This is a genomic window from Rahnella sp. WP5 (assembly GCF_000745615.1).
GTDB classification, from domain to species: Bacteria; Pseudomonadota; Gammaproteobacteria; order Enterobacterales; family Enterobacteriaceae; genus Rahnella; species Rahnella aceris.
In genome coordinates this window covers 1-21,178 of record NZ_JQJR01000026.1, presented here as the reverse complement: position 1 = coordinate 21,178, position 21,178 = coordinate 1, and the positions used below count along the sequence as shown (strand labels likewise).

15 protein-coding genes and 5 pseudogenes are annotated in these 21,178 nt (G+C 48.5%); 5 read left to right on the top strand and 15 right to left on the bottom strand.

Features of this window, described 5'->3' with window-relative positions; genetic code table 11:
• Window positions 1-107, top strand: a 107-nt coding sequence (locus tag EX31_RS26595; RefSeq protein ID WP_156106984.1) for an integrase core domain-containing protein, incomplete at its 5' end; no start/stop codon positions are given.
• Between the two features lie 342 nt (window positions 108-449).
• Window positions 450-1,133 carry a TetR/AcrR family transcriptional regulator gene (locus tag EX31_RS16950; protein WP_037035752.1) on the top strand — a complete coding sequence of 228 codons (684 nt, stop codon included), beginning with the start codon at window positions 450-452 and terminating at the stop codon, window positions 1,131-1,133.
• Between the two features lie 388 nt (window positions 1,134-1,521).
• On the opposite strand, the gene EX31_RS16945 is transcribed toward EX31_RS16950, so the two are convergent.
• The 7 genes and pseudogenes from EX31_RS16945 to EX31_RS26585 form a co-directional block, all read right to left on the bottom strand.
• The gene (locus EX31_RS16945) at window positions 1,522-2,322 is read right to left on the bottom strand and encodes a MipA/OmpV family protein (protein WP_037035755.1); all 801 of its coding nucleotides are present in this window, start codon (window positions 2,320-2,322) and stop codon (window positions 1,522-1,524) included.
• A 1,829-nt stretch (window positions 2,323-4,151) separates the two neighbouring features.
• Window positions 4,152-4,385, bottom strand: coding sequence for an IS3 family transposase (locus EX31_RS26590; protein WP_081925215.1), 234 nt, complete (start codon window positions 4,383-4,385; stop codon window positions 4,152-4,154).
• Window positions 4,386-4,454: 69 nt separating this feature from the next.
• Window positions 4,455-4,873 (bottom strand): annotated as a pseudogene (locus EX31_RS25855) (transposase); the annotation flags it as partial.
• 562 nt (window positions 4,874-5,435) lie between these two features.
• Window positions 5,436-6,995, bottom strand: a complete 1,560-nt coding sequence (locus EX31_RS16935) for a DHA2 family efflux MFS transporter permease subunit (protein ID WP_156106983.1) — start codon at window positions 6,993-6,995, stop codon at window positions 5,436-5,438.
• Between the two features lie 265 nt (window positions 6,996-7,260).
• Window positions 7,261-7,553, bottom strand: a pseudogene (locus tag EX31_RS25490) (integrase core domain-containing protein); the annotation flags it as partial.
• A 2-nt stretch (window positions 7,554-7,555) separates the two neighbouring features.
• A pseudogene (locus EX31_RS26050) lies at window positions 7,556-7,973 on the bottom strand (transposase); the annotation flags it as partial.
• 201 nt (window positions 7,974-8,174) lie between these two features.
• A complete protein-coding gene (locus EX31_RS26585; RefSeq protein ID WP_369794812.1) occupies window positions 8,175-8,447 on the bottom strand; it encodes a DDE-type integrase/transposase/recombinase in 273 nt (90 codons plus the stop codon).
• Between the two features lie 914 nt (window positions 8,448-9,361).
• Here EX31_RS26585 and EX31_RS16910 point away from each other — a divergent pair.
• Window positions 9,362-10,561 carry a CynX/NimT family MFS transporter gene (locus EX31_RS16910; RefSeq protein WP_037035740.1) on the top strand — a complete coding sequence of 400 codons (1,200 nt, stop codon included), beginning with the start codon at window positions 9,362-9,364 and terminating at the stop codon, window positions 10,559-10,561.
• 90 nt (window positions 10,562-10,651) lie between these two features.
• Here the strand turns inward: EX31_RS16910 and EX31_RS16905 are convergent, their stop codons facing one another.
• A complete protein-coding gene (locus EX31_RS16905; protein WP_231576070.1) occupies window positions 10,652-11,842 on the bottom strand; it encodes an MFS transporter in 1,191 nt (396 codons plus the stop codon).
• Window positions 11,843-12,036: 194 nt separating this feature from the next.
• Between EX31_RS16905 and EX31_RS16900 the strand changes: the two genes are divergently transcribed.
• Window positions 12,037-12,876 (top strand): sugar phosphate isomerase/epimerase family protein, encoded by an 840-nt coding sequence (locus tag EX31_RS16900; protein ID WP_051931070.1) that lies wholly within the window; start codon window positions 12,037-12,039, stop codon window positions 12,874-12,876.
• Window positions 12,877-12,884: 8 nt separating this feature from the next.
• Here the strand turns inward: EX31_RS16900 and EX31_RS16895 are convergent, their stop codons facing one another.
• The 4 genes from EX31_RS16895 to EX31_RS16880 all read right to left on the bottom strand — a co-directional run bounded on the left by EX31_RS16895 (window position 12,885) and on the right by EX31_RS16880 (window position 17,429).
• Window positions 12,885-13,865 carry a LacI family DNA-binding transcriptional regulator gene (locus tag EX31_RS16895; RefSeq protein ID WP_037035737.1) on the bottom strand — a complete coding sequence of 327 codons (981 nt, stop codon included), beginning with the start codon at window positions 13,863-13,865 and terminating at the stop codon, window positions 12,885-12,887.
• 97 nt (window positions 13,866-13,962) lie between these two features.
• Window positions 13,963-15,111, bottom strand: coding sequence for a Gfo/Idh/MocA family protein (locus EX31_RS16890; protein ID WP_037035736.1), 1,149 nt, complete (start codon window positions 15,109-15,111; stop codon window positions 13,963-13,965).
• 1 nt (window position 15,112) lies between these two features.
• Complete coding sequence (locus EX31_RS16885) at window positions 15,113-16,177, bottom strand: sugar phosphate isomerase/epimerase family protein (RefSeq protein ID WP_037035734.1); 1,065 nt, start codon at window positions 16,175-16,177, stop codon at window positions 15,113-15,115.
• Between the two features lie 16 nt (window positions 16,178-16,193).
• Entirely contained in the window at window positions 16,194-17,429 is a 1,236-nt protein-coding gene (locus EX31_RS16880; RefSeq protein ID WP_037035732.1) for an MFS transporter, read from the bottom strand.
• Between the two features lie 694 nt (window positions 17,430-18,123).
• Between EX31_RS16880 and EX31_RS25485 the strand changes: the two are divergent.
• A pseudogene (locus EX31_RS25485) lies at window positions 18,124-18,386 on the top strand (helix-turn-helix domain-containing protein); the annotation flags it as partial.
• Window positions 18,387-18,457: 71 nt separating this feature from the next.
• Here the strand turns inward: EX31_RS25485 and lepA are convergent.
• The 3 genes and pseudogenes from lepA to EX31_RS26405 all read right to left on the bottom strand — a co-directional run.
• The gene (gene lepA / locus EX31_RS16875) at window positions 18,458-20,251 is read right to left on the bottom strand and encodes a translation elongation factor 4 (protein WP_037035731.1); all 1,794 of its coding nucleotides are present in this window, start codon (window positions 20,249-20,251) and stop codon (window positions 18,458-18,460) included.
• A gap of 343 nt (window positions 20,252-20,594) precedes the next feature.
• Window positions 20,595-20,756 (bottom strand): integrase core domain-containing protein, encoded by a 162-nt coding sequence (locus EX31_RS26580; RefSeq protein ID WP_369794813.1) that lies wholly within the window; start codon window positions 20,754-20,756, stop codon window positions 20,595-20,597.
• 219 nt (window positions 20,757-20,975) lie between these two features.
• Window positions 20,976-21,178, bottom strand: a pseudogene (locus EX31_RS26405) (hypothetical protein); the annotation flags it as partial.

The window sequence follows — 21,178 nt, the reverse complement described above, 5'->3', positions numbered from 1 at the left end:
GGCGCATACACTATAACCAGAGTCGTCCCCATTCTGCACTGGGCTGGATGACGCCCTCCGAATTTGCCGAAAAATCTGCCGGTTGCCAGAATATGCAGCCAGAATGAAGCCGGTTATTCCTGATTATGAATGGATCACATACGGGGTCAGGGTCAAAATCAACTCCATCACTTATAGTTACAGACTTGAAACTGGGTGCAAATCAGCGAGGTGGTGTTGGCGTATGGCTTGAATCCGGTACGATGGCTTTTTTTCGGAATTTAAAAATAACGCCAGCATCCTGAATCAGGTAAAGGTAATCAATTAACTCAAAAAATATGCAGGTCGACTCGCCATTTGAAGTAAATTATCCTGTCCACAATCGCACCACTTGACAATACCGAAACGATACTTCATCGTTTCGGTATCTTACATCATTTTATCGTAGATTAGAATTTGGTGGAGCACCGATGTCCAGAAGCAAATCAGAAAGTGTACGAAATGCCTTTTTGTCCGCAGCAAGAGACGTATTCCTTGAGGTCGGATTTGAGCAATCCACCATGGATCAAATAGCATCAAGATCAGGCAGTGCAAAATCTACTTTGTATCGATATTTTGATTCAAAGGAGTCGTTGTTTTCCGCACTGATAATCAAAGCATCACAAGGAAATGACAATGAAATCATCAATTTCTTGTACTGTACTGGAGATGGTCCACAGCCGATTAGTTCATCAGAAAGTGCTGTAGACTCACTTCTTTTCCCAAACCATGAAGAAAATTGTAAAGACGCTCTGACAAAATTTGGACACTACATTCTTTCTAGTTTTCATACACCACGCGCTCTTGCAGCCAGACGTATGATGATTACGGCGTCCGCAAATCCAGACTTAGGTCAATTGTTTTATGAGCAAGGTCCAAACAAAGCCATACAGCATCTAGGACTATACTTTAAACCATTCATTGAACGAGGCTATTTATACGAAGCGGATCCTCATGTTGTTGCTTGTCATTATTTCGGCTTGCTTGAATCTGAGATAAATGAAGCAGGCTTATATAATGTAATAATACAACTCAGTGAACAGCAAATTACAGATATTGTTTCACGCGCAGTTGAAGTTTTCATACGTGCTTATGTTTATAAATCATCTGATTGAGGTTTCATAGCACCCCTTCCCAGGCCTATAGCAAACCTAGTAATAGAATCCCCTCACTCAATATTTTTTATTTTCAGTGAATTTTATTTAAAAAACCATTAAATAATGAGTAAAACGCGGTGCATTTTAAATGCCAATAAACGGTCCCGATGTTCTTCTTATAGACACACAGTTCCTAACCAGGAATAACTGAATGCATCCACTCTTAGCTTGGAATATTATGAGTATACTCTCCAGTAAAAATAGCGGTTGGCACATCGTTTTTAAGAGAGATAACTGCACGTTAGTCATTTTTTGTATGGCCTGAAAATACTATCGAGGTTATTCCATAACTGATATTTTATCGCTCATGATATGAATTTCCATGAGCGATAGATCATTTAGCGCATTAGAAACGGTAAATATAACCAATACTTACCGATGTCTGACTTGAGTTGTCAACTAATGGACTATCTTTAATACCATTCCCAAACCGGGTGGCACTTGCATCAAGGAACAGCGTATGCTGGCGAGCCATGGTATAATCCATACGAATTCCCACCTCCATATTGGTGGTAGAATTCCCCTCATAAAAACTGCGATCTACCCGCACCTCTGATCTTTTTACGCCATAGTAATAATCAACAAATTTGCTATCAACCCATTCGACGGCGAACCTTGGCGTTAAACCGAAAGTCCCGGATGCAAACCGTTTTTCTGCCTGTAATTTTGCTCGAGATCCTTTACTATACCCGGACACTTCACCGAGAATTTCCGCCGAAAGATCGACAATCCCAGTTTTCCACATCATTGCTCCCCCGGCCCATACACCGCCCTTGCGGTCATCCATACCGGTAAGAAATGGAGAGTCATCCGCATCATAACCATCCCCGGCATATTTGGCTCGCAGGCTCAGTGTAAATGACTCGTTAGAGAGAAATTTAAGATCTACTTTAGGAATAGAAGTACTAATCCATCTGTTTTCATACGAAAACAAAGGTAAAGGGAGTACATCAACATCAATATCGCGATATGGTTTTTGAATGGCTGCAACACCGGCACCCAAACCCCACTTCGAGGTTTCATTACTGCTAATAGTTGATGTTTCTGCTATTGCAGCGGGTATCCAGAAAATTGAAATCATAAGAGAAGCCAAAACATTAGGCACAGAACAGCCAACCAACTTACTAGAGTGAGAGCGATGCTTCATTGCATAGTCCTTTTTAACGTGGGGGATACACATCCAAGAGCCATCAATCAGGGATCGAAGCTCATAAGTCTGGAGAAACACATTCATCATCAGTGACATAATGACCAGCCAATATATGTGGCCTTAACCAAGGTGGTACTTTACTGTGTTGGCTTCATACACTTCTGATTCTGCTAATCTGCTGATTTAACTATCTAAAACGTCCTAAGGAACTCATATTGGGCTGATACTCGGTGATCTTCCCAACAACATTTTCTTCACAATCGAAGTCAATCCTCACTAAGGATTTGCTGCAAAACATCTAGGTTGCAGTTTTATCCATTGATGATCTGAGCAATACTAGACTGAGTAAAAAACATTTAAATACATATACTTGTATTTTTTACTGCGCCCACCGCACTGCTATAATCATTAAAACAGCTTCAAACGGCCAACATACTGATGTTTGCGTACAGTATAAAAACAACCCGACAATAACGAAACGATACCGTTTCGTTTCAGTTGTGTCAATCCATAACGATACGAATTCGGTTAACCCCTATCTCCGAGTAACTATGGGGTTACAGTAAACTGATTCAGCATGATGCCGATGGATGGATGCCTCTGTTTAAAAATGCTTTTACATGGTGCTGGAATGTTACGGTTGAAATGAATTGGGATTTATTTACTGCATCCAGAGGATACTATTAGAACTATATTTATTTGCACGTTTCCGCTGTCAGCTAGAAGTTAATTTCATAAGTAGTTTTTTTTCATAGAATAAAAACATCCGCGCCTTAATTATTCATTAAAGAGCATAAGGAACATTACCCTTAAAAAGCTAAAGAACTATTTTTACCATGATGCGATAAATAAACCAATATAATAATTACAATATACACTTCAAATTTATATTTTTACCCTAAGGAACACCCTCTGTAATTTTTGAAAATTTAAACACTCAACAAAGAATCAATAAAAAACATTTCCTTTAATGTTTTTATTTCGAACAATTAAAATCACAAAGTTATTAAGTGCAGACATAAAAGAGTTATGCATTTAATTAATAAAAGGAAATAATACATGAAGAAAAAAATAATATCGCATCAAACCATAGTGTACTCGAATCCACTCTAATAGGTCATGAATATAAATTAACACAACGACTACTTGCTAAATATCTAAACATCCCGACACCAATAATAAGACCTGAATATAGAAATTATGTTATTTTTATTGTTTCCAGAATTATTTACCAAGTATTTGAGACAACGACCTAGAAGGAAAGATTTGAACAACGATTAAGGAGACTACCTAAAGGTACTACAAAGGAAATCAGTGGAATAGTTTCATCCAATCGTATAAGCAAACGCTATAATAAAGAATTTTTTCCGCTCCATTATTTGTCTCAGGAGGCATGCTTTGTCATTCGTCAAACTGAACTCGAAAAATTAATCAATTTACGACTCAAAAATGAAACCATCCCATTGTCTTTGATACGCATAACCACACTATTATAAAGACTATTCTGGCTCTCATGCAAAAACAATGAGTCAATAAGTTCATTAATCAAGCAACCCTATAAACTACTTTCCATCTTTGAGCAATCGGCATCAGTAGAAAGCATGACTGAACGTCTCAGTGGTGACACATTGAAAACTGCGCTTGAACGCAGTTCACCCGCATCATTTTCAGCATCAACGCAATATGAAATTATGATCTTCTACCTAAAAAACCGAATTAAGGATTGTGGTATCCGTGATACGGGCTCTTCAACTTTAACCCTCTCCCTCACTGTGTTTATTTGTCATCTCCGGGCATATGTAATGCTAATCAAACCGGACACAGATTTAGGCACATTGTTGTAGCCGACGTTCATATTCATTCGGCAATATATTTCCCAGCCGGTAATGCCGACGCTTCAGATTATAAAAACTGTCGATATAATCGATAACGTCTGCAATGCCCTGACTTCGGGTTTCATAGCGACAGTAGTTAACTCTCTCAGCTTTCAGGCTGCGGAAGAACCTCTCCGTAACGGCATTATCCAGACAGTTACCCTTGCGACTCATGCTGCCCGTCACATCAAGTTCCTACTGGCAGGACTGGAACTGAGCGCTGGTATACTGCGCACCATGGACACCTTCTAAGAGTCAACTTGTAATTTGAGTTCTGTTGATTAGTCGGTTTTGATTACGTAGCAACATAACGTTTAAGGCAACGCAGCGCTTCTATTTTTGAGTGACCTTCCGCTACCTGCCACATACTTCTATGTTCTCGTGTCTGTGCGTAATCGACCAATGGCGATAATGTGTAATGCACGATCACCACAACTGTTCAGTCAATGACGATTTGTTTTACCAGAAGAGACTGGAACAGGACTGACGCCTCACAGAGCCGCGAAGCCAGACTCAGAGTTCAGCCGCTGAGGATTATCACCAGCCGTGATTAACAGTTGCGAAGCACATTCATATCCCACCGCTTTACACTTGATAAGCTCCGGGGCTCGTTAACCGACTATTGACGTTATCATGATATCCAGAACGGCTATTTCATCATGAAGCTCAATATAGGCCAAATTTGTCTTCGGGCCCGGGGGCACTCAATAAATGCCCCGGAGGAGTTTGTTAAACCCATAGCGATTCACGATCTGCATCAATGCAAGCTCTGCCAAAAGTCACGTTGAACGCGCCCATCTGACTCTTGAGTCATCAGAAACTCCGACTGAGGAGAATTTCTTCTGTAGAAGAAGCCAAGGATTATGCTAATGAGTTGATAGCCGATTACTGCAAACGTTTGCGAAAGCTCGTTATCAACTTTGATGTTCATCGGCAGCTTGAAACTGCTGATTATTTGGCTACATTTTCACATAGTGGAAGCTGCGCTAAAAAACTGAAAGTACAGTATGATAAGGAAATCTATGTGATTGAAGATAGAGAGTTAAGATAATCATCTTACAAGCAAGTCATTGTCCTTACGAGGGGATTAGCACACATCCTTGACTTCGTGCCTGATGGATGCGACATAGGTCGAGGTGATTTCGCATACCGACCAGGTGGCAAACCTCAGCGCAGGAATAATGACATGGTTTGAGAGTGTGAACTTATCGGCGATGGGTGGCATTGTGTCCCATCCTAGTGACAAGAACTGTGTCGCCGGATGATCAGTACAAGTACCATCGTAGCGATGACGGCGATGACGGCGATGACAGATGCCCCAATGTAGGCATTGCGAACCCCAGCAGCAATGTTGCTTTCCCCAGCAATGCGGGTAGAGCCGACCGTCATGAGCGTAACGAGCGTCGCCGTTCCAGCAGCACCGGCGAGCTGTTGTACGGTTGAAAAGGTCGCGCTGCCATGCGAGTAAAGCCCGGCCGGGAGCGAACTGAGGGCCACAGTCATCAGAGGAGTAAAGAGGAAGGCCAAAGCAATGTGCATCACAGTGAACATAATCATTGCCGAAAGCGAGGAATCGTAATTCCCGATCGTCAACACGAAAATGATCTGTGATAACGCCAGTAGAACTGCTCCTGACACGATGAGAGGACCGATCCCGCCTCGGTCGTACAAACGCCCTACGACCGGTGAGAGTACAGCAAGAAGCACACCGCCAGGCAGCAGCAGCAGGCCGGTGGCAAGCGGGCCGATCCCCAGCACTCTCTGCAGGTAGAGTGGGAGTACGGTGAGTGTGCCGAATAAGGTCATTGCCACCAGTCCGGTAACGATGATCGCACACGAGAACTGAGGAGTTTGGAACGTGCGCAAATCCAATAGCGCAAGGTCATGACGAGCGAGATATCGTTGCCTAATGATGAATACCAATAGGAAGGCGGCGCCAATGACGAGGGGAATTAACGGGTTGATGTGCGCCACTCCGTTCGCATACTCACCGATGCTTACAAGTCCGAACAAGATGCCGCCAAACGCCAAAACGGAGAGGATAACCGAGAGCACATCAATACGAATGCGGCGCGTCTGGGTTACATTGCGCAATAAGAAGATGCCAATCAGAAGCGTCGCCATAGCGATAGGTAATACCGTCCAGAACAGAAATGGCCAGTCCAACACGCTTAGTACCGCACCAGACACTGCAGGACCGAGCGCGGGGGCAGCTGCGGTTACAATCGATATAGTGCCCATGACAGAACCCCGTCGTCGTGCTGGCACTGAGTGCATCACTGCAGTCATGAGCAGTGGCATCATGACCGCAGCGCCCACAGCCTGCACGATACGCCCGGTCAGCAACATTGCGAAGCCTGAGGACAAGGCCGCAACTAAGGTGCCGATTGTGAATAGCGACATGGCGGTGATGAACAATTGGCGAACGGTGAAACGCTGAAGAAGGAAACCAGAGACAGGGATCACGACCGCCATCGTGAGCAAGTATGCAGTTGTAAGCCACTGGGCTGTCGCTGCAGAGATGCCGAGGTCAGTAATGAGAGTTGCCAGAGCCACATTCATGATAGTCTCGTTAAGCACTACAACGAACGTCGAGACCACCAGGATCCCCAGAACAAGTTTCGTACCGGGTGCGAGACGATCATCGGTGGTACTGCCTGCTTCAGCCGAGGAGCGCGGTGCCAGAGTGTTCCGTTCGCTGATCATTTGCTCAACGCTCCAATGATAAACCACGTTTTCATCGTTTTTCCCCTCTGAAATCATCATGTCCGTATAACCTTTATACCAGATAACCACTCTACCATACCCAATTGCGCCCAGCTATGCTCAGAGTGGGCACAAGGTCAACGATGATCACCGGTGGGATAAGTTGGTGTGGTAATGGCATGACAGGAACGGTCATAGTTAGTTAACAACTCACTCGGCTTCAAGGTCATCGCGTGGTGAGTACTCCGTCAACTCACATTACACAAATATCCGTTGTTATCGTCTTTCGTTTGTTCCCCCAGCTTTTCTGCGACCGAAACAACCTCAGGCAGATCAACCACGCAGACTAAAGTGGTCAACAAAAACTGGCCACATCTTTAGAGTTTTCCAATATCGATTTTCCGATTCGTTTGGTGGTAACCCACCGTTATATTCGTGCGGTCTGCGCGCGCTATAATATCCAACGATATAGTCTGTTATTGCATGGGCAGCATCACTGATGCTTATGTAACCTGTCACTGGCACCCACTCATTCTTCAGGCTCCTGAAGAAGCTCTCCATCGGGCTATTATCCCAGCAGTTTCCACGTCGACTCATACTCTGTTTGATCCGGTACCGCCACAGTAACTGCCGGAACTGCCTGCTTGAATTTTGCGGCAAGTTTTTAACACCCGCAGAGATTCAATCATGCCATTGAGCGTTTTGGGGGTAACAGTCCTTATACCAGAGAATTCTGCATAAGCAGCACACTCAGCATCAATCGTGTCACTTTTACCTCGTTTGCGTCGCTCCATCCGATCTGGCGCAGTCACTTCAAGGACTTCTACCCAGCATTCTGAAAATAGCGAAGCAGCCCGGAACCATAGGTACCTGTACACTCCACGCCAATTTGCTTTAATGCGCCAAACGAGGTCATCCATGCCGCATCTGCCCGTAACCTTGTTGTGTTGTGGAGAAATACTGGGTCCCCAGAACTTTATTGTTCTGATCGACGACAGCGGCAACGTGCAGATCTTTATGTGTATCCACGCCACCCACAACGGCGGCTTCGGTAACTTTATCAGCCATGACAGAGCTCCTGTGAGGAAACAGAGTTGAATCTCCAGACAGATAACCCGGACAGGACACAAAAGGTCGATCGCTGATGCGGGAAGGTCTTCACTGCATCAGTAATCACACCAATCTGGTTTAACGGCAAACTGAGTGATGATAAAAACTGACACCGGCATTATTACTTTCGCTATGGAATACAACTGGGCCTGTTGGCCGCTATTTATTGACCACCAGTCGTAGTGCCCGGCTAGTCTGGGCACCCTCCGGTTTGTCCGAGAAGGCCCAACTCACTATTTTTCTTGAACATAAGTCCATGACAATAGCCAGATATAACCAGCCCTGAGCTGTGTCAAGATAGGTGGTATCACCTGACCACCAGGTATTCAATGTCTCTGGATTAAACTGTCGATTCAACAGATTCGCCGCAATTACACCCGGTTTACCACCACGTGGATAGCGATAACATCCGGCACGCTTCGCAACCAGCATCAGGGTCTTCATTTTCTGACGGACACGGTATCGGCCAACGTTAACGTAGCTCAAATACACATGCGCCGACTGCCATACGTCGCATCAATTTAAGCATGGAGATGCTTAGCCGCCGCATGAAGCATCAGTACATTTGCTCTGAGAGCTGGCCGCCTGCTCCGGGCGTAAAATACACTGCGCGTGAGCGACAGGCATCAACATACTTGCTGGATGTTTGCCCCAGCCTTCTTCAGCTTCACCGCGACTTTTTGTCGTTGTTCATTTCCATGACGAAGAAGGCTGAAGATTTTTTAACAGGTCATTGTCGCTTTGCAACTGACGTACCTGCTTTTCAAGTATCTGTATTCGTCGTTGTTCAGTCGTAATCGCGGTGGCGATGGGAGTATCGCCCCTGACATCTCTGCGATATTGGCGTAACCAGCGTTGTAATATTGAGGGCCAATATTCATCGTTTCAGCAGCCTGAGTTACCGGGTACTGGTGCTGAAGAACCAAGTTGGCACATTCCTGCTTGAACTCATGGATAAACGTTTTTCTTTGCATTCTCACCTCGTTAGCATTGCTCATTATATCTCTAACAAAGTGTCCGGTTTGATTAGACCATTACACCATATTCCTGTTAGGTTCCCTGTGGGAAATAAGCACAAAACTGACTCTTCATCCTCCTGTAAGAAGAAAATGGTCTGGTCGGGAGGGTTTTGTAGGAACCGGTGTGGAAAAAGGGGATTATCCCGTGCCTGGCGCATTATTCGCTCCGGGTCAAATCCACCGACCACACGTGCTTGACAGTAAGAATAGACTTCTATACCCTCCGCGTCAGACATTTCAGACTCACTGAATTGCGTAAGCGTTAACGTCAACCAACGCATGACTTACGATCGTATCAACGCATCGTATTTACAGGGTTGACTTAATATGTCTGTTATATCAGATAAAACACCTCACGTTAAAAAGTCCCTATTTTCACTGACCTTCATCGGTATCTTGCTTATTGCTTCTAACCTGAGAGCACCAATAACTGCACTGGGGCCGGTTATTCATCAAATCGCGGCTTCGTTTAATCTATCGGGGACCTATACGGGTTTACTTGACGCGTTGCCTTTACTCATTTTTGGCCTTGCTTCTCCTTTTGCACCCGTACTCACCCGCAGAATAGGCCTTGAGAGCTCGCTCTTAGCCGCACTTGTCTTAATTACCGTAGGATGTCTTGTGCGTTCATCTCTGGGAGTCGTTGGGCTGTGGACAGGGACATTCATTATCGGCCTGGGGATAGCTGTTGCGAACGTCCTGGTTGTGCCGTTAATAAAACGGGACTACCCAGTTCATGCCGCGCGCTGCATAGGGTTTTATGCAGCCACCATGGCTCTGACAGCAGCTTTATCAAGCGGCATGGCTTCCCCATTGTCAGCACTCAGTAGCGCGACATGGAGAGTGTCAATGGGTATCTGGGTTATACCTGCAGTCTTTGCTCTTATCGTGTGGATAAAAGTATGTGCCAGAATGGGTAATGAGGTGGGTTCAACCAAGAAACCTGTTATCCAGGGCACAAGCTCCGTCTGGAAAAGCGGCGTGGCCTGGCAGGTTTCAATGTTTATGGCTCTGCAGACGATGGCCTTTTACACGCTTATTGACTGGTATCCTTCAATGGCGAATACACATGGCGTCAGCTCATCTGTGGCAGGTTTCCATTTGTTCATCTATCAGGCCGTTGCCGTCTTAGCCAATCTGTCCACTGCCGTATTCATTGCCCGTCTGAGGGATCAACGGTTGCTGGGGCTGATATGCTCATTATTCATTACCTCAGGCGTTGCTGGCCTGCTTCTGATGCCAGCCGTATCAGTACTCTGGCTCATCCTTGCAGGCATCGGTGCGGGTATGTCCATGGTCACCTGTCTCACCCTCTTTGGGCTCAGAGCCCGTGAGCATCACCAGGCGGGGCAGCTGTCGGGGAAGGCGCAGTGCATCGGCTATCTGATTGGTGCTCTGGGCCCCTGTCTGGCTGGCATATTACATGGCTATACCCACACCTGGAATTCAACCCTCCTCTGTCTGCTCCTTGTTTCATTCGCCCAGGCTTATTTTGCATGGCAGGCAGGCAGAAACAGATTGGTTTAGAGGATATGTGCCTGGTTTGAATCGGGCACATTTTTGGCCATTAACGCAGCTTTACTGAAGTACAACGAGGGAAAAATGTCTTTGAGCCCTCTATGATGTCTGACGCCTGCCTGCATGCCAGACAGTAACGGCATAGACGACCAGCCCGGTAATCCCCAAGAAAACCCCGACATAAGCCGTTGAGATCCAACCGAAGCCTGAAGACACCGCCAGTCCTCCCAGCCAGGCACCCATCGCATTGGCAATATTCAGGGCGGAATGATTCATCGCAGCGGCCAGCGTTTGCGAGTCATTGGCAACATCCATCAGGCGTATTTGTAATGACGGCAGTAAAACGGATGAGGTGCCAATCAGGAATGTGGCAATCATCCCTGTCGCAACATGCGTAGCCAGCAGAGGGAAAGCCGCCATAATTAGAATGTTCCATAGCAACGTCCAGCCTATTACCTTAAGTACCGTCTTCTCCGCCAGGCGTCCGCCAACCAGATTGCCTGAAATCATGCCCAGACCGAAGGCTGTCATGGCCCAGGGGATCAATCCCGCAGGCATCCCAGCCACGTTGATCAGCGTAGGCGCGATATAGCTGAAGACCGCAAACATCCCGCCAAATCCAATGGCTCCCACTAGCAATGTCAGCAGAACCTGGCTGTTCTTCAGGGCTTCCAGTTCACGTAAAGGATGGGCATTACTTTCGTTCGCCGTCATCGGGACAAAGCGCAGTATCAGTACACAGGTCAGAAAGCCGATGGCGCCCACGAAACCGAACACCACGTGCCAGTTAAACACCTGCCCTATCCAGGATCCCAGCGGTACGCCCACCAACGTGGCAATAGTCAGTCCGAGCATTAAAGCGCTCAACGCCCTGCCACGTTTTTCTGGCGTTACCAGCGAGGCCGCAACCAGAGAAGCCACACCGAAGAAGGCACCGTGCGGTAATCCTGTCAGGAAACGGGCACCAATCAATTGATAGTAACTGCCCGAAAATGCACTGACGATGTTGCCAATGAAAAACACCGCCATCAAGCAGAGTAGAAGTTTTTTTCGCGCCATGCGGGCCGCCAGAACCGCAATCACTGGTGCACCGACTACCACGCCCAGCGCATAACTGGCGATTGCGTTACCGGCCTGCGGTTCAGAGATATTAAGTGACTCTGCAACCCCGGGCAGAAGCCCCATGATAATGAACTCACCCGTACCGATGCCAAACCCGCCCAGTGCCAAAGCAAAAATGGCCCAACGTGCTGCGTCGGAACCTAAGACATTGTTCGTCTGATTATGCAAAATCATACCTCTTAAAGAGTGTCTCTCTTTTAGCGTTAAAATGCCTGACTGGGTATAAATCACCCGAATAAGATGAATGCCCTCCCCTATTTGAGGTTCATCACATTTTTGCAAAAGTCAGCACAATTATAAAGTAATCGATTACTTTTTGTCGTAGCTTTGTAATCGATTACTTTTAATCATCCGGAGACCTTATGTTTACTCGAATACTGGCCAGTTCATTGCTGTTTACTTCCGTCGCGCTCACCTCCTGCCCTGTCGCGGCGGCTGAGGTTGATAATGAAATTGCTTTGCAAATGTACACCCTGCGCAACGTGGGTTCGGCGGATAAACAGTTCGCCATGGCGCACGAAGCGGGTTTCAAAAATGTCGAAATTGTCGGCACACACGACCTGAGCGCGAAGCAAATGCAGGAGCTGCTGGCAAAAAATCAGTTAAAGGTGACCTCCGCGCACGTTCAACTGTCCGCCCTTGAGAACTCCTACGCTCAAACCCTTGCTTTCAACAAAGCGGTGGGCAATAAAACCCTCATCGTGCCGTGGATTGAAGCGGAAGACCGCCCGACAAACAGTCAGGGATGGATTGATTATGCCAAACGACTAGATGGGCTCGGTGCAACATTGCGCAAGGACGGCATGCAGTTGGGCTATCACAACCACAACTTTGAGATGAAGAAATACGATGGTGTGACGGCGCTTGAAATCATCATGAACCACACCCAACCCAATAATCTGAAGCTGGAAATGGATGCCGCCTGGGTGTCTCGTGGAGGTCAGGATCCGGTGCGTTTTCTGAAGGAATATCCCAGCAGGATTTATGCCATCCATGCCAAGGATAACGCCGCAATTGGTATCCGCGATGATGAAATGAACTTTGCACCCTTAGGCGAAGGGTTACTGGACTGGCAGACCATTCTGCCGGCGGCGAAAGCCAGCGGCGTGAAATTGTTCATTATCGAGCACGACAAACCGAACGATCCGTGGAGCATTATAACCACGTCTCTGCACAACTTACGGGCGGCACTCAGTCACTGATGACTGACTTATGCGCTGGCGCGTTCAGTTAAGTGCCAGCTCATCATTATCCGCTGCGCGGGTGAATCAGGATGTTCAATTTTATGTAGTAACAGGCTGAACGCCTTACGGCCAATGTCCTTTGACGGCTGCACGATGGTGGTCAGCGGTGGTGAAACCATTTCGGCCAGTTCGCTGCCATCAAAACCGGCCACCGCGATATCTTCAGGCACCCGTAACCCCGCCTGCTGAATGGCTGACATCGCGCCTGCCGCCAGAGTGTCAGATACGGCAAATACCGCATCTGGACGCTCTTCTGCGGCCAGCAATTTTTCCATTGCCAGCTTGCCAGCGCTAAAACTCAGTTCGCTTGCATAGGTTATCGCCTGCCAGGCCTGTTTGCTACTTTCCAACTGACGGGTATAGCCTTTCTGCCGCAGCTGCGCATACTTATAACTGAGATCGTGATTGATCAGCGCAATGCGCTGGCGACCTTTACCGCTCAGATAACGAACCACTTCCTGCGACGCGTCAGCATCATTGATGCCAACGCAGGAAATCTCGCCCGCATCTGCATACTCGGCGCACTGTACCCATGGGGTCTTGCCAATTAAGTGAGTAAGTTCGGGAAGTTTACTGAAGGCGTCCATGGTGATAATGCCATCTACCATTTTTCCCGCCAGCAGTTGGAGGCTTGAGCGTGAACGTTCAATATTGGAGCCGGAGTTGCACAGCAAAATGCGGTAGCCATTTTTTTCGGCCTGCTCTTCAATGCCTTTCACCACATCGGCGCAGAACGGGTTGGATATGTCTGAGACCAGTACCAGAATCATTGAGCTGCGTGAAGTGCGTAACTGTCGCGCCAGCAGGTTGGGCTGGTAATTGCTTTGTTTGATCGCCTCGAGCACTTTCTCGCGATTTTTGTCTTTAACGCTGTCGCTGTTGTTTAACACCCGCGAGACCGTCGCGACAGAAACGCCCGCTAAACGGGCGATTTTTTGGATGGACATGGTAGCAACTCTTGCTCAGTCAGATGACACGCAGGTTACCATAAATCTGTCTGCACAATAAGTTAGCCCGGCCGGCGTCTGCCGACCGAGCCAGGCTTCAGTCGCTGACGCGCACCCATCGCTGCTGCTGATGGCTTTTCAGGATCGCATCGACAATCGCCATCACCTGCGCGCCGTCGCGGAAGGTGGCAAACGACAATCCTGGCGAGGCCGGTTTGCCCTGCTCCACCGCCTGATAGAACTGCTGCATCATATTACGGAAAGCATCTGGCCATCCCTCAATGTGCCCGCCGGGAAAACGTGCCCGTGCCGCCACATCCGGATTCATCAGCGAAGGATCGTCGGACAACAGCTGATTGGCCTTGTGACGATGCCCAAGCCAAAGCTGCTGCGGTATTTCCTGATCCCAAGCTAATGAACTCAGGCTGCCGTTCACCTCGAGACTAAGACGGTTTTTGCGCCCGGCTGAAACCTGCGAAACGCTAAAGCTGCCTTTGCTGCCATCATCGAAGCGGAACAGCACAAAGCCCATATCTTCCGTGGTCACGTCGCGTGATTCGTACTGCATTTCTTCTTGCTGCGCCCCAAAGGTTGCCGACGTATTCAGGCTGGCTTTACGCGTGGGCCAGACGATCGACAAATCGGCCATCACCTCGACGATTTTCCGGCCGGTGACGAACTGAATGGTGTCGCACCAGTGCGAGCCGATATCCGCCACGGCGCGGGAAGCGCCTCCTTTTCCGGCATCAACGCGCCAGTTGTAATCAGTCTCTTCCAGCATCCAGTCCTGCAGATAGCTACCCTGCGCCGAGAACAACCGGCCCAGTTGCTGGTAACGCATCATGCTGGCGGCCTGCTGTACCATGGCGAACTGGCGATAAACAAAGCTGACGCCATGAACCACCCCCGCTTTTTCGGCAAGTTCGACCAGCTCACGGGCTTCCTCCATCGTCATGCACAGCGGCTTCTCAGAAAAGACATGCTTGCCGGCGCGCAGGATCTGCCGGTTAATTTCTGCGTGCAGATGGTTTGGCGTACAGTTGTGCACTGTATCCAACCCTTCATGTTGTAAAAATGCCGCGACGTCGCTGTATGCGTGAGGCACGTTGAGCTCAGCAGCGCGCGTTTCTGCTGCCGTCTGAGTGGAATCACAAATCGCAACGACCTGAATATTGCCAAGGCGACGCAAGGCTTCAATATGCGCCGGACCAATAAATCCGGTGCCAATAATGCCGACATTGATCATCCTAAGCTCCCCTGTCCAGACCAAGCTGCGCGTGTACGCTGGCGTGGTCGCCGTCCTGAGCGGCAAAGTCATCAAACGCGCGATCGGCCACCGGAATAATGTGACGCTGGATAAATTCGGCCCCTTCGCGCGCGCCTGTTTCGCTGTCTTTTAAGCAGCATTCCCACTCCAGTACTGCCCAGCCGCCGTAATCGTACTGTGCCAGCTTGCTGAAGATACCTTTGAAATCGATCTGACCATCGCCCGGTGACCGGAAACGTCCGGCGCGATCAAGCCAGCGCTGATAACCGCCATACACGCCGCTGCGACCGTTTGGCAGATATTCCGCGTCCTTGACGTGGAAGGCCTTGATGCGTGAGTGGTAGATATCGATAAACTGCAGATAATCCATGTGCTGCAGATGCAGATGGCTGGGATCAAACAGGATATTGCAGCGCGGATGATTATTCACCTGCGCCAGAAAACGTTCAAAAGTCACGCCATCATGCAGGTCTTCGCCTGGATGAATTTCGTAGCAGACATCCACGCCGTGACTATCGAATTCATCCAGCACCGGCTGCCAGCGGCGCGCCAGTTCCTCAAACGCTTCCTCCAGCAGCGCAGGATTATGCGGTGGCCACGGATAGAGATACGGCCAGGCCAGTGAACCTGAGAAGGTCGCATGGGCACTGAGCCCCAGCTTCGCCGAAGCCGCGGCGGCCAGCTTTACGGTGTTAATCGCCCAGGCGGTACGTTTTGCATTGTCACCACGCACCTGTGCCGGGGCAAAGCTGTCAAACGCCAGGTCGTGCGCCGGATGCACCGCGATCAGCTGGCCTTCAAGATGGGTGGACAGTTCACTCACCACCAGACCGTAGCTGGCCAGCACCCCTGTCACCTCATCGCAATAGGTCTGGCTGGTTGCAGCGCGTTCAAGGTCGAAAATCAACGGGTGGTTACAGGGTATCTGCAGCGCCTTATAGCCCAGCGCGGATGCCCATTGTGCCAGCCCGTCCAGCGTATTAAAGGGCGTCTGTTGCCCGATAAACTGCGACAGAAAAATCCCGGGTCCTTTTAACGTTTTCACGTTTACCTCCAGTTAATTAAGCCGCTTCATCCCGATATTTAAAGGTGAAGAGGAAAAGTAAAGCGATCGCCGCCGCCGCAACGGCGGGGATCCACCAGAAAATTGCCCAGTTCTGCGCGGTGCCGTGGCCGGCAACCAGACTGTTGTAAAGCACACCTGAGATTTGCGAGCCCAGCAGCATGCCAATGCCATAGGTGAACATCACGATCATGCTCTGCGCCTGGCCTTTGACCTTGTCGCCGGCAATGCGATCGGTATAAATAAAGCCCACGACAAAGAAGAAGTCATAGCAGACACCGTGCAGCAAAATGCCGAGGTAGATCAGCGCGCGGCCTTCGTCGCCCATACCCAACGCAAACAGCGCGTAACGGATAAACCAGGCGCACATCCCGGCCAGCAGCATGTATTTGACGCCAAGGCGGCGGAACAACAGCGGGATCACCAGCATAAAGAAGATTTCGGACATCTGGCCAAACGACATCACGGTACTGACGTTTTCAACGCCCGCATCCGCAAGCCATGAGGCGGTGTAGGCGTAATAGGTGCCAAGCGGAATCGAAATCAGCGTGGCGCACAGCGAAAAGATAAAGAAGTGGCGAATTTTTAGCAGCGCGAAGGCATCGGCGCAGAACAGATCGCGTAGCTGAAATGGCAGACCTTTCGCCGGCGCCGGGGTATGCGGCAGCGTCAGGCTGTAAATCGCCAGTGCCACCGAGCAGACCGCCGCCAGAGAGAAGATGGTGGTGCTGGACGAAATGCCGGTGACGCCAATAAAGATGCCCGCCACAATCCAGCCGATGGTGCCGAACACCCGCACCACCGGGAAACTTTTGTCACTGCTGGCCAGGCTGTGAAACGCGATGTTGTTCGACAGCGCCAGCGTGGGCATAAAGCACAGGGTGTAGCCGAACAGCAGCGCAATCAGCAGTGCGCCATTCTCAGCCTCCAGTGCAGCAGGAACGAACCACAGGATCACCCCACCCAGCAGATTCATCACCGCCATCACTTTTTGTGACGGAAAGAAACGATCGACCAGCATTCCCAGCACGAAAGGAGACAGAATCGAAGCAATAGGCCCCGCTGAAAACGCATCGCCGATCAGCAGCGACATATTGTGCTGAGTCATCACCAGCCCGAGCGTGACCGACCAGCTGCCCCAGATAAAGAATTGCATAAACATCATCAGCGACAGCCGGGGAACCAAAAGCCGGTGCTGCGGAATGACGACGTCAAAACGTTGTGAAGTAGGCATAGGTAAACTTTCTCCAAAGAAAGTAATCGATTACATTTTATCAAAGCAAAATGTAATCGATTACAAAATAACTAACTTTTAGATTGATCACAATTTTGAAGATCCATGTCAGTGCAGTTTCCGCCAAATCCATACAAACGGTGCTTTAGGGAGAGATTACTTAGAATATAAATAGCGGTTCGCGGCCATGAACTTACACAAAATTATCTTTTAATATGTGCGTAGCGGTAGTCGACTAAGAGTAACCGACTGCCCATTTGGTTGATTATATTAATTAAATGTTGACACTCGCATCCCCTCAATTTCTGCGTCCAGAGGCAGTGCAGTTGTTGCGAAGGAGGTTCTCACATGTCGGCCACGCTCTCCGAGTACGGCCGTTAGTAATACTGCTCCCCCGTCAGCAACCTTTTAGTTAACCCAGAAAGATGCACTTGATACGATCAAGAACCGCACGCTGAGAAATTGCTTCACTGCATCAACCGTCCCGTCAGTTACAGACACAACCTGAGCAAGCTGATTAACCACCGCCAGTCTGTTGCCCGCCGGCCGTCCTCAACTTTACCTGGCACATCGAAGATCTATGGTCCATTGTTTATCCGGCTGATCTGTCCGGCGGCATAAATTTTTGTCATTAATCAGTGTCTGAATATAGTGGCCACCGGAATTCGGCGGTATCTCAGGCATCTGAAAGCCTAATTCACGCATGCCCAATATTCACCAAACAGGTGGGTATCACGCGCTTGTCCGAAAGCGACACCGTTTAGCTCTTTCGCTTGATAAAAGAGAAGAGATATCCAGAGGGCTGGTAGCACAAAGTAGCATTAGGGGCATAGCTGAAAATTACCACGAGCTCCCTCAACTATCAGCCGCGAGATCAAGAGACACGGAGGCACAAAACAATACCGTGCAGCACAAGCAGATAAGGGCGCTTGTGACAGTGCCAAGAAACCAAAACCTTGAATCTTCTCTGGAAAGATAGAATTGAATTATTGTCAGACCTAAACATCAGCCAGAATCGTAAGAGCTATTTACGCTGAAAGGATTTCTGTAAAGACCTCCTTGGGAATGTCCAATCTCATCGTGCCCCTGCTATTTTTCCTACTTTCCCTTTGCTGCCTTATCATCCGCTGTTTTGCAGATACGCTGCCATTAAAGCCAGACGCTAGCATATTTTTACGCAAAGGTGGAATATCAACCCGGGCAATGCTTTTATTATTTACAATCGCCTGAGCTGGTACCGGATAAAGACGACGCGGCATTAAATATTTCAACTTATGTACAACAGCAGTTCCGCGCTGAAAAGCCATATCGGTGTAACTGATAAATGCCAATGCATCTACAGACTGGCCATCAATGTGAATATCGACTTTTACCAAGTCAGAACGTCTGTACCCTTCTTGTTGATAGTCAAGCGTAGCATAGCCTTGACTGACAGACTTAAGCTCACTAAAGAATCCCTCGATCATCATTGAAAGTGGCATGCTGTATTCGATACAGACATCGTCACGAGACAGATATGACATGCTGATATACCCACCTCTTTTTCGTTCACACAATTCCAGTACTTTCCCTGCAAAATCCGAGGGTGTATTGATACAGGTATGAACAAAAGGTTCTTCAGCATAAAGCAGTATGTCATGAGAGGGGAAAAGTGCCGGATTATCAACTTCCATTAACGTGTTATTTTTTAGCATACAGCGATAAATGACTGCGGGTGCTGTGATAATAACATGCTGCTGATATTCTCTTTTCAAACGTTCCTCTATTATTTCCCTGTGAAGCATACCAAGAAATCCGCAGCGAAAACCTGCCCCAAGCGACTCTGAGACATGAGGCTCGACCTGGAGCGAAGCGTCATTCAACTGAAGTTTTAGCATTGCGCTACGTAACGCTTCGGCATCACCTTGTGCGTCAGGATAAATACCGCAAAAAACCATGGATTTAATCTCAGTGTACTTTGCAACAAGTTCTTTTGCTGGCAAATGTTGGCTGGTCAATGTGTCACCCACATTTACAGTGCGAATATCCTTGATGGCACCCGTGATATATCCTACTTCCCCCGTGTTCAGGCCGCTTGAGCGGGTCATCTCAGGCATAAAATATCCTGTTTCTAGGACATCAAAAGACTTATCGCCGGACATGAATTTAAGTTTGTCACCCGGATTCACACAGCCATCAACCATACGAACATGTAGGATAGCCCCGCGATAACTGTCATAGTGCGAGTCAAAAACGAAAGCTCTGACAGGGGAGTCAAGGTCCATTTTCGGTCCGGGGAAAATTTCAGGAATTGCAGAAAGCAGCGCGTCAACACCAACTCCGGTTCTTGCCGATAGGCTCATTACGTTCTGCAAGTCCAGAGCATCAATCTCGGACAGTTGTGCCATTACCCGTGGTATATCAGCTAACGGGCTGTCTATCTTATTGAGCGCAGGCAGTATGGTCAGGTTGTGCTGCCGGGCAAGTCGTAAGTTGGCCAAAGTCTGCGCCTGCACGCCCTGGGTTGCATCAATCAGTAAAATTGCCCCTTCACAGGCAGCAATGCTGCGTGAAACCTCTGCTGAAAAATCCACATGGCCGGGAGTATCAACGAGATTAAATTGCCATTTTTCACCCTGTTGATCCTGCCAAAGCATGTGAACCGTTTGCAGTTTAACGGTGATACCGCGCTCCCGTTCAATATCCATCGAATCCAGGATCTGGTCTTTCATTTCACGTTTTGTAAGGGTTTGGGTTAGTTCGATCATGCGATCAGCAAGTGTTGATTTGCCGTGATCGATATGGGCGATGATGCAAAAATTACGAATGTTTGAAATATTCATGGAGGGATAGCCTTGTATCAAGGTGGACAAAGTCCACAAAAAACTGGCACTTCAAAATGAAGCGCTGAGAGTTTCTGTAACGCCTAAGAAGCGCGTTTTTTGATACAATTTTCAGCCGCGTGGATATTACGCCTTGGCAAAATAGATAGTCAAGAGATTTTCAGGCTTAATCATGTGAGTGGAATTTTTAGTTTCCCAAACGGTGGCCTGCAAACAATTGATGAATTCATAGCGATGTTAGTACAGTCTGCTCTGGCACAGACCAGACTGTCAGATCTCTTTGGAAACAATCTCGTGACCCTGACCCTGTATGTGATCCAGTCATAATCAGGAATAACCGGCTTCATTCTGGCTGCATATTCTGGCAACCGGCAGATTTTTCGGCAAATTCGGAGGGCGTCATCCAGCCCAGTGCAGAATGGGGACGACTCTGGTTATAGTGTATGCGCCTGGCCTCGATTTTGCACTGTGCATCCTCCAGAGACATGAACCCGTTCTCGTTCAGACATTCCTGCCGTTGAAGGACTCCACCGTCGCATTAGATGGCAGGATCCTTGTGCGCAAAAACAGTTGATTCAAACGGTAGTCCGTTATCGGTTTTCAGCAACTGAGGTAAAGGACGTCTGAGCGCTATGCTGTTCAGCATTTCTGCCACTTCTGTTGAACGCAGATTCTGCCCCCACGCAGAGCCCCAGGCATTCGCGGGTGTACAGGTCGATAACCGTCAGCAGGCGCAGTCGTCGCCCGTCAAACAGCGCATCAGAGACAAAATCCATGCCCCAGACGTGATTCGGATACAGACCCTGCGGCTGCGGTTGTCGGCGCTGTGCGGCCGTTTGAGGCGCAGCGACAGCCCCTGCTCGCTGTAAAGCCGGTAAATCCTTTTGTGGTTATCGCGCCAGTCTTCCCGTCTGAGCATCACGTGTA